Origin of the sequence: Pollutimonas harenae (genome assembly GCF_004153685.1) — a bacterium.
GTDB lineage: Bacteria > Pseudomonadota > Gammaproteobacteria > Burkholderiales > Burkholderiaceae_B > Pusillimonas_C > Pusillimonas_C harenae.
Map to the genome: position 1 here is coordinate 39,209 of NZ_SDQD01000005.1, position 6,412 is coordinate 45,620.

At 53.0% G+C, this 6,412-nt stretch carries 7 protein-coding genes; 4 read left to right on the plus strand and 3 right to left on the minus strand.

Annotation, left to right across the window (positions count from 1 at the left end; all coding sequences use genetic code 11):
* Positions 1 to 42 precede the first annotated feature (42 nt).
* Positions 43 to 804 carry an SIMPL domain-containing protein gene (locus tag ERD84_RS15655; RefSeq protein ID WP_245150723.1) on the plus strand — a complete coding sequence of 254 codons (762 nt, stop codon included), beginning with the start codon at positions 43 to 45 and terminating at the stop codon, positions 802 to 804.
* Here the strand turns inward: ERD84_RS15655 and lgt are convergent.
* The gene (gene lgt / locus ERD84_RS15660; protein WP_130040613.1) at positions 752 to 1,537 is read right to left on the minus strand and encodes a prolipoprotein diacylglyceryl transferase; all 786 of its coding nucleotides are present in this window, start codon (positions 1,535 to 1,537) and stop codon (positions 752 to 754) included. The genes ERD84_RS15655 and lgt overlap by 53 nt on opposite strands.
* A 103-nt stretch (positions 1,538 to 1,640) precedes the next feature.
* On the opposite strand from lgt, the gene ERD84_RS15665 reads away from it, so the two are divergent.
* Positions 1,641 to 1,997: a c-type cytochrome gene (locus tag ERD84_RS15665; protein ID WP_130040614.1), complete on the plus strand. Its 357-nt coding sequence runs from the start codon at positions 1,641 to 1,643 to the stop codon at positions 1,995 to 1,997.
* 2 nt (positions 1,998 to 1,999) lie between these two features.
* Positions 2,000 to 2,527, plus strand: coding sequence for a peptide-methionine (S)-S-oxide reductase MsrA (msrA, locus tag ERD84_RS15670; RefSeq protein ID WP_130040615.1), 528 nt, complete (start codon positions 2,000 to 2,002; stop codon positions 2,525 to 2,527).
* On the opposite strand, the gene ERD84_RS15675 is transcribed toward msrA, so the two are convergent.
* Positions 2,493 to 3,476, minus strand: coding sequence for a nucleoside recognition domain-containing protein (locus ERD84_RS15675; RefSeq protein ID WP_245150724.1), 984 nt, complete (start codon positions 3,474 to 3,476; stop codon positions 2,493 to 2,495). The genes msrA and ERD84_RS15675 overlap by 35 nt on opposite strands.
* Positions 3,477 to 3,568: 92 nt before the next feature.
* Positions 3,569 to 4,681, minus strand: coding sequence for a 4-hydroxyphenylpyruvate dioxygenase (gene hppD / locus ERD84_RS15680; RefSeq protein WP_130040616.1), 1,113 nt, complete (start codon positions 4,679 to 4,681; stop codon positions 3,569 to 3,571).
* Between the two features lie 235 nt (positions 4,682 to 4,916).
* Here hppD and ERD84_RS15685 point away from each other — a divergent pair, with 235 nt between their 5' ends.
* Positions 4,917 to 5,396, plus strand: coding sequence for an Lrp/AsnC family transcriptional regulator (locus tag ERD84_RS15685; protein WP_130040617.1), 480 nt, complete (start codon positions 4,917 to 4,919; stop codon positions 5,394 to 5,396).
* Positions 5,397 to 6,412: the final 1,016 nt, after the last annotated feature.

A 6,412-nucleotide genomic window follows, 5' to 3' on the forward strand; every position in this document is an offset into this window, starting at 1 on the left:
AAGCTCGTCTCCGGACGAGCTTTTCCTTTATGGGCGATTGATATGTATCTTTCCAAGCAAAAACGTAATTTCCTGTTAGCCATGGCTTTGGGTCTGAGCGCGGGTCTGGCAACGTCGCCTGCCATGGGGCAACAGCAGGGTGAGCATCCTCATGAAAAACAGAAGTGGCCCCAGGCAACGCTGCAGGCTGAAGCCAATGCTGAAATTGCGCAAGACACGGTCAAAATAACCTTGGCTGCCGAGCTGAGCGATGCCACGCAAACAGCGGTTGCCGATGCATTGACCAAAACATTACAAGACACCATGGCGCAAGCCAAAGCCGGCGCAAAGGGTAAGGATATCCAGATCAGCAGCGGCAACTACCGCATCTGGCCCATGAACGACAAGGACGGCAAGATCACTAATTGGCGTGGGCGTGCTGAAATTTTGATGGAGTCCACCGATTTTGTGGCAGCGTCCGAGCTGGCTGCGTCGGTCAGCGATCGTATGCCGGTGGCCGATCTGCGCTTTTCGGTTTCGCCCCAAAAGCGAGCCAAGAAAGAAGAGGCTTTACTGGCCGAGGCCGCGCAAGCTTTTCGTGATCGTGCAAAGGCGCTTGCCGAGGCATTCGGATATGCCGGCTATAGCATCAAAACGGTCAACTTGGGTGGCTCAGGCGCACGCTTCGAGGCCGCGCCGCGCATGGCTGCCATGGCGGCCGGCAAGGCCAGCATGCCGCTCGAGGGTGGCACTGAAATGGTCAGTGTGTCGATTAATGGCTCGATTTTCTTGCACTCAGCACAAAAATCAACAAGCCAGCAATAATCATAGGCAGTGATAGCAGCTGGCCCATCGAGAGGCCAGCGGTCAGCAGTCCAAGATACGCATCGGGCTCACGCGTAAACTCCACCAGAAAGCGGAAGACGCCGTAGCCCATCAGAAATACCGCGCTGACCTGTCCGGTGGCGCGGGGTTTGCGGGCAAACCACCAGACCAGGGCGAACAGCGCCAAGCCTTCGAGGCCTAGCTCGTACAATTGCGATGGGTGTCTGGGCAGGCTGTCTCCGCTTTGCGGAAATACCATGCCCCAGGGTACATCGGTGGGGCGTCCCCATAGCTCGCCATTAATGAAATTGCCCAGCCGACCGGCCGCTAATCCTAGCGGAATGAGCGGAGCAATGAAGTCGCCGATCTCGAGCAGTGTTTTATTTTGCTTGCGTGCAAACAGGAACAGTACGACCAGAACACCGATCAGCCCTCCATGAAAGGACATGCCACCCTGCCACAGGAAAAAGATTTCAAGTGGGTTGGCCAGATAGTCGCCTGGCTTGTAGAACAGTACATAACCGAGCCGGCCACCAACGACCACACCCAATACACAATAGAAAATCAGGTCTTCCAGGTCGCGCACGGACAAATCGGTTTTGCCCTGCCTGATGCGCCAGCGGCCAAGCAACCATACCTGTGCGAAGCCGACCAGATACATGAGTCCGTACCAGTGCACGGAAATCGGGCCAATTTGTAATGCGATGGGATCGATCTGGGGATACTGAAGCATATAAAGTGTGTCCTGTTTCAATATCGCCGATAATACCGCGATAAGCTGTCCAAAAGTCGCGCTATGCGATTTGGATTTCAATCACGAAGCTCGGGTGCTGTATATGGTTGCAAGATGTCTATCTGTATTGCTGTGTGTGCTGGGTGCGGGGCTGGCATTGACTGCCGCTGCGCAACAGACAGGGGTTGATCTGGCTAAGGCCAGAAATTGCTTGTCCTGTCATCAGGTAGATAAAAAAGTGGTGGGGCCAGCATTCACTGTCATCGCTCAGCGTTTTGCGGGCAGCGAGGCTGCGGCCGATTATCTGGCCCAGGCCATACGTGATGGCGGGCGCGGCCGTTGGGGGCCGGTCCCGATGCCAGCCCAGCCTCAAGTCAGTCCGGCAGATGCAAAATTGCTTGCTGCCTGGATACTGTCATTAGCCGAGCCGACCACGGCAGAGCCTCAAGCCAAGGAGTAGTCATGACGGAAACAGCAATCTTGGGTGGTGGGTGTTTTTGGTGTACCGAATCGGTGTTTTTATCGCTGCGAGGCGTTATCAGTGTCACGCCGGGATATAGCGGTGGCCACATCGAGAACCCCAGTTACGAGCAGGTATGCAGCAAAACGACGGGTCATGTTGAAGTTGTTCGGCTGGTGTTCGATCCGGATGTCGTCGATTTCGAAACCATACTGCAGGTGTTCTTTGCCACTCATGATCCCACCACGCTCGACAGGCAGGGCGGTGATATCGGTCCGCAGTATGCTTCGGTCATTTTCTATCAGTCGGCGCAGCAGCACGACACTGCGCAGCACCTTGTCGCGCAGATTCAGCAAGAGCTGGGTGTGTCGGTGGTTACGCACTTGCTGCCAGCTCAGAAATTCTGGCCGGCTGAAAGCTATCATCACAATTACTATGCGCTCAATCCTGGGCAAGGCTATTGTCAGGTGGTTATTTCACCCAAACTGGCCAAGTTCAGGAAACGCTTCGCCCAGCTCCTGATTGAGTGATGGTTGTGCCGCTTGGCGTGTGGTCCCGTCTGGTAAGCCGGGCGAGTAGCGCAATAATGCCCAGGGTAAGCAGCAAGCGGCCTACCAGTACCACCCAGATATCGGCGCCCAATGCCAGCACGAGCAGCGTGTCTTCTATCAGTCCGTGCGACAAAGACATCCAGGACAGGGCCAGAAAGCGGGTGCGGCGCGAGAAGTTTTGTTTCTTGGCTTCTTCGATAATGAGTGCGCCGCCGTAAGTCAGCCCCAGCAACACGCCAACCGTCGTGACGGGAGCGACCCTGGCATCCAGGCCTGACAACTTAAGCAGCGGAAGCATGGCGTTGGTAATGCGGCGGGTGATGCCCAGTTTATCGAGGATATCAAGCAGCAGAACCAGAACGACGATGACGGCAAATGTCAGTGCCAGCGAGAACGCCGTTGCTTGTGCCCACGCCATCCAGCCTGAACCTCCTTCGGTGGCAATAAAGGATGAGCCTCGCAGCCAATCGAAAGACATGGGCTCGGTCAGTGTGTCAGTCAAATAACAGAACCAGGAGATAGCCGCGCCATAGAGGATGGCGGTTGCTATGCGCAGGGTTGATGTGACATTAAATGAGGCGCCGGCGCGCCTGACTATCGCTTGTTCCACCGGAATCGCGTGGGCAAACAGCATCATGGCGCATAGTGCGCTGACTTGCGCGGCATTCAAGTCCATGGATGAAGACAAGCCACTGAGCGATGCGATACCGCCATAGATACCCGTGAAAACGGTGGCGGCCCAGACAATGCCGGCCTCGGGCGGCAAGTTGAGCAAAGCCATGGCAGGTGTGATCAGGCGGCCGACCAGATCGACCAGGCCTATTTCCTGCCCTATCTGTACCAGCACCATGACGGGAAGCATGACCTTGGTAACAGCAATAAACATGCGCCAGCAACGCAGTAATAGCGTTTTGGGGTAGGCCAGCATTTACGATCCTTTCAGAATGAATGGAAAGGATTGTATAGGTTTGTAGGCGGCCGTTTGCTGATCACTTTATGCCCGGCCGCCAATTTGCTGGATTAGTCGACGCTCTTTAATACGCCACGACGCATCTGGTCGAGCTCTATGGATTCAAACAAGGCTTTGAAGTTGCCTTCGCCAAATCCGTCGTTACCTTTGCGCTGGATGATTTCAAAGAAAATAGGGCCAATCTGATTTTCGGTGAAGATCTGTAGCAACAGGCCGCCTTCTGCTGCGCCATCGAGCAGAATTTTGTTTTGTTGCAAGCGATCAGTGTTCTCGCCGTGGTTGGGAAGGCGGCGGTCCAGTAACTCGTAATAGGTATCGGGCGTGTCCAGGAACTTCAGGCCTCCGTCACGCAGTTGCTCGACCGTGGCGTAAATATCTTCTGTTGCCAGGGCGATGTGCTGTATGCCTTCACCGCGGTACAAGTCCAGGTATTCCTGAATTTGACCTTTTTCATCGGTACCTTCTTCATTGATGGGAATGCGGATATTGCCGCAAGGCGAAGTCATGGCTTTGGACTTTACGCCAGTGACTTTTCCTTCAATGTCGAAGTAGCGAATTTCCCGGAAATTGAACAGGCGCTCGTAGAATTCGGCCCATTCGTCCATGCGGCCCTTGTGCACATTGTGTGTGAGGTGGTCGACCAGCTTCAGGCCTGCGCCTGCATGATTGCGATCAGCCTGGGCTGTATCAACGTCTATGGGCTCGAAGTCGACATCGTAAATGCTGATGTCGCCAATGCCACCATGCCCATTCTTGCCCTGCCAGCGGTCGACCAGGTAGATAAGCGAGTCGCCTATGCCCTTGATGGCGGGAATGTTCAGCTCCATGGGACCGCTGCCAGAGTCGAAGCCCCAGGCGCCCAGTTCGAGCGCGCGCTTGTAGGCTTTTGCCGCATCGTCGACACGGAAGGCAATCGCACAGATGGACGGGCCGTGCTGGCGGGCAAAGCGCTGGGCAAAAGAGTCAGGCTCGGCATTGATCAGGAAGTTGATGCCGCCTTGTCGATAGAGCGTTACGTTCTTGTTGCGGTGCCGGGCGATCGCTTTGAAGCCCAATGTTTCGAATACCTTGCCCAGTGCGACGGGGTCCGGTGCTGTGTATTCTATAAACTCAAAGCCGGCGGTGCCCATGGGATTGTCCCAGGTATTGATGGTGTCGCTCATGGCGGGTCTCCCGTAATGTTGATGTGGTCAGGGCGCCGCCATGTGATGTCGAATGCTAGACCCTAGGTGGTGCCCAAAAAAGCTTCTGTCTGAAGGTGCTTTCAATGTGGACAGTAGCGATGATCAGTAAACAAAAATTTTAAGCAAAAACCATGAGCAGATGATTGCCAATTACGCTTGATTAAATTGGTTTTGAGCTATTTAATGTCGTATATATAAGTAATGAAGGTGGTTTATGTCTCAAAATCAGCTTGATAGGACAGATAAGCAAATCCTTGCTGAATTGCAACGTGATGGGCGACTGAGTAATCAGGATCTGGCTGATCGGGTATCGCTGTCTCCAAGCCCATGTCTGCGTCGGGTGAGGCGCCTGGAAGAAGAAGGCTATATAGAGCGTTATGTAGCGCTGGTGAATCCGGAAAAAGTGGGTTTGAAGCTGCTTGCCTATATAACAATAAGGCTGAACAAAGTATTTCGAGCCAGTCATTCGCCAGTGTCCGATTTTGCGCGTGATGTACAAGACTGGCCTGAGGTGGTGGAGTGTTATGCCATGTCGGGTGATATGGATTATCTGCTTCGAGTACAGGTAGAAGATCTCAATCAGTTCTCACGGTTCGCCATGGACAAGCTGATGCAGCATCCGGCCGTAGTCGACATGAGATCCAGCTTTACCCTCCAGCGCATCAAGGAAACCACCGAGCTATCTATATCGTAAGTAGCGTAGGGGCAGGGCTTCGCTGTTCTGGTGGAGGCCGCCGTCTCACTGTCCACTTATATGTCTGTCTATATATAGGTATTGGAGCTTCTCTATATATAGACAGGCTCCATCCATGCAGAAGGCGCTATCTATATAGGGGGCAGGAGGCGCTATCTATATAGAAGATGCTATCAATACAGGCAACTTTATGGGATTCAGAGGCTCACGAATCTGCTTGCATGGAATGACAGACCGTCGGAATCTAATTAGTAGCTCTGTAGGGCGAGTAAACCCAAGAGAAAAGCGTGAGAAAAAAGCAGCCTGATGGGGTTTGTCATGTGCTTTTGCAAATATGACCTCATTTCCCTCAACTATTTCATTTAAGTTAAAAAAATATTTCTATGGTATTTCAAAGGCTTAAGTTAGGTGGTGTAAAAAAAGGGCTGAATTGGGTGGTTTGGGCGGGTTTTTCAGTTGCACGGGTTAAAAAAGCTATGCTATAGTTCTGTTCTTTCGCAGCCAGCACATCAGGGTTTTCCCGGATGAGCAAGGCGAATCAAGTTGGGGGTTTCCCAGAGTGATTCACCGGCTCGAGAAGCACAGCGCAAAGCGCGCTTTTGCAAAACATGGTATAGTTTCTGACTCGCCGGTTGATGCACAAAGCGCCCAGCGATTGTGAGCAGGTTTGTGAAGTAGGTAGGCAAGTGGTAGTAGGCGAATCGCCCGGCACGACTCCTTGACTTGACAAGCAAAAAAAACTGCTTCATAATCTCGCTTCTTTGCTGCTGACACAGCGCGGTGCTTTAAGCGCCAGGCGGGTGAGGTAGTAGGCAGTAAGTAGTACACGCTCTTTAACAATTTAACAGCCGATAAGTGTGGGCGCTTGGAATGAGTGCGCAAGCCTTCTCACGAAGGTTCGCCAAATTTATATCAAGTGCTCGCACATTTGAAGAAGTAAGGTTTGAAGTAATTTGAACCGATCTTTTTCTTTGAGCGAAACGCGACGTATGACCACTGGTTCTTCGGGACCGGAT

Coding starts and splice junctions, on each gene's coding strand:
- hppD (WP_130040616.1), bottom strand. CDS start 4,681: ATGAGCGACACCATCAATACCTGGGACAATCCCATGGGCACCGCCGGC.
- ERD84_RS15665 (WP_130040614.1), top strand. CDS start 1,641: ATGGTTGCAAGATGTCTATCTGTATTGCTGTGTGTGCTGGGTGCGGGG.
- ERD84_RS15675 (WP_245150724.1), bottom strand. CDS start 3,476: ATGCTGGCCTACCCCAAAACGCTATTACTGCGTTGCTGGCGCATGTTT.
- lgt (WP_130040613.1), bottom strand. CDS start 1,537: ATGCTTCAGTATCCCCAGATCGATCCCATCGCATTACAAATTGGCCCG.
- ERD84_RS15655 (WP_245150723.1), top strand. CDS start 43: ATGTATCTTTCCAAGCAAAAACGTAATTTCCTGTTAGCCATGGCTTTG.
- msrA (WP_130040615.1), top strand. CDS start 2,000: ATGACGGAAACAGCAATCTTGGGTGGTGGGTGTTTTTGGTGTACCGAA.
- ERD84_RS15685 (WP_130040617.1), top strand. CDS start 4,917: ATGTCTCAAAATCAGCTTGATAGGACAGATAAGCAAATCCTTGCTGAA.